This window comes from Blautia sp. HCP28S3_G10 (assembly GCF_052065235.1).
Lineage (GTDB): Bacteria > Bacillota > Clostridia > Lachnospirales > Lachnospiraceae > Blautia_A.
The window spans coordinates 1-2,492 of the sequence record NZ_JBQHUL010000081.1 but is presented as its reverse complement, the minus strand read 5'-3'; the positions used below and the strand labels follow the sequence as shown (position 1 = coordinate 2,492).

Here is a 2,492-nt window from a genome sequence, read left to right as displayed (position 1 = left end):
AATGTTCAGGCCGTGCGCCTTTGCCATCTCAACCATTGTATAGACTACAGCACTGGCATTGGCTCCCTCTACAGAATCACTGAACAGCCAGTTTTTCCTACCGACTGCAAACGGACGGATCGCGTTCTCGCTGAGATTGTTTGTGAAGCTGCAGCGGCCATCCTCCAGATAGGTCTCCGCCGTTTCCCGCTGGTTAAGGACATAATTCACTGCTTTATCCATGCGGGTATTCCTGGATGGTTTTTGCTGATCCAACCACGACCAAAAAGCCTCCAGAACAGGTTTTTCCTTCTCGAGACGCAGTTTCTTACGCTTTTCATAATCACCGGGATATTTTTTGTTGATGGAATCCTCGATGGCAAACAGGCGGTTACAGTACTGGACTCCCTGCACTGCAGGCTGGCTGTAATCATACTCTTTCCCTTTGGGAACGGCGTCGATAAAGTACCGGCGAATATGCGCCCAGCAGGAACATCGTTTGATATCCGGCAGGCTGTTGTAGCCCTGGTAGCCATCAGTTTCAAGATACCCGTGATAGCCTTCCAGAAACTCCTTTGCATGGCTTCCGCTCCTGGTTGGAGAATAACCATATAAGATAATGGCCGGGAGACCGTCTTCGCCGCTGCGAAACAGCCACATGAAAGATTGCGTCTGTGCCCGACGTTCTTCTTCCTTCAGTACCTGGACTCTGGTCTCATCTGCCATTGCGAAGCTGCGCTTCAGCAGTTCCCGGTGGAAGTAATCATACATTGGCTGAAAGTAATTCCGGGAGCAATAGATGATCCAGTTGGCAAGTGTTGTTCGGCTGATCTGGGCGCCATACTGTTTCCAGTCTTTTTCCTGGCGGTAAAGAGGAAGTCCATTGGCGTATTTCTGATACATCGTCCATGCGACAGCGGATGCGGTCGCCGGACCTTTTCCTACCAAAGCCTGCGGAACCTGAGATTTTACGATCACAGGTTTTTCGGAATCTCCCAGGCCTTCTTTACAGGACGGACAGCCATAGCTCTGACTGTAGTATTCGATCACTTTGCATGTGGCCGGGATGAATTCCAGTTCACGGCGGACATACTCTTCGCCGATCAGGACCATCTGCGTACCGCAGACCGGGCAGACCTGATCTTCTTCCGGAAGAGGAATGATTACTTTTTCGACCTTCAGTCCTTTGAAAAGATCCTCATGGGTTGCCTTCTTCTTGCGGGTATGCTCCCGGATCACGGTCTCTTCTTCCAGAAGGGAGAGATCCTGTTCCACTTCCGCTTCATCAAAAAGATTCTGCTGTCCCGGAATGTCATCGGATCTTCGTTCACTGGAGGAACCGAAAAGCTTTTTGGTCAGGTAGTCCACCTGTTCCTGAAGGGCTTTCTCATGGTTGGATTTTTCGTCAATGATAAGACGGAGAGATCTGATCAGCTCCGTCTGCTCAGAGACCATTGTTTTCAGCCCGGTTATGGTGTCCTTCAGCTCTCGCAGCTGGATGTCTTTTGCACTGGAAGCCATCGTTCTCTCCTTGGATTTGATACCTCTATTATACCAGAAATACAGCCATTCCTAAAGGAAAACAAGTGCTGAAAAACGCTGAATTTATAAGGAAATCTGCCATTTTTCTGTGCAGGATTTTTACCGGGATCCAGATGCTTTTTTACTCTGCTTTGAGTGCTTTTGGCTGGTCGATATCAATTCCTGACATCAGCCAGTCGAACTCCCGCCAGGAAAGATTCCGGACTTCCGACTGCTTCCGTGGCCATTGATAGCCGCCCCGGACAGACAACCGTTTATAGATCAGAACAAAACCATCCGGTTCATGGAACAGAGCTTTGATCCTGTCCCGTCTTCTTCCACAGAACAGGAAGAGCGCACTGGATGTCGGATCCATCTTAAGCTGGTCTTCGATAATGGCACAGAGACCGTCGATCGATTTGCGCATATCTGTATAGCCGCAAACAATGTAGATTTTTTCAAGGCCGGAGATATCACCTAACATGAGGTCTCCCGGATCAGGCGGAGTGTTCTGGTGAGCAGGACAGGGTCGGCATCATTGCTGATGCGGATTGTCACATCATTCATGGACACTTCAATCGTATGTGAATTGTCAAGGTTCGTTTGGTGCATCTGCGATGCTATATGCTGTTCCGGAAGGTGATCCGGAACAATGTCAATGGGAACCACGTCCTGCTTTGAACGAGGGATCTCACAATGACCATAATTCGGTGCTGGGATCTGATCCGCTGCTGCTTTCCTGCAGCGGCTGACCCAGTTATAAAAAGTGCTTACTGCGATGTCGTTTTCACGGCACCAGTCAGCATCTGTCATGCCGCTTTGGCGGCATTCATTGATAAGCCTGATCTGTTCCGTCATCGGAACACGAGCTTTGCGAGTAATTGCCATAACTTATCCTCCGTAATTGTAGTGAAATAGTCTAAATATCTTTCGCCTACAATTATAGAGGGAAACAGAGTGTTAGGAAATCCGCAGGAATATTTGGCGCTTAC

At 49.0% G+C, this 2,492-nt stretch carries 3 protein-coding genes; all 3 read right to left on the bottom strand.

What is annotated here, in order from left to right:
• The coding region (gene tnpC, locus ACTNB8_RS16225) for an IS66 family transposase (RefSeq protein ID WP_441056103.1) at positions 1 to 1,500 on the bottom strand (1,500 nt) is incomplete at its 3' end.
• 142 nt (positions 1,501 to 1,642) lie between these two features.
• Positions 1,643 to 1,984, bottom strand: coding sequence for an IS66 family insertion sequence element accessory protein TnpB (tnpB, locus tag ACTNB8_RS16220; RefSeq protein ID WP_441056102.1), 342 nt, complete (start codon positions 1,982 to 1,984; stop codon positions 1,643 to 1,645).
• The gene (tnpA, locus tag ACTNB8_RS16215) at positions 1,978 to 2,388 is read right to left on the bottom strand and encodes an IS66 family insertion sequence element accessory protein TnpA (protein ID WP_441056101.1); all 411 of its coding nucleotides are present in this window, start codon (positions 2,386 to 2,388) and stop codon (positions 1,978 to 1,980) included. The genes tnpB and tnpA overlap by 7 nt, the downstream gene beginning before the upstream one ends.
• Between the last annotated feature and the right edge of the window lie 104 nt (positions 2,389 to 2,492).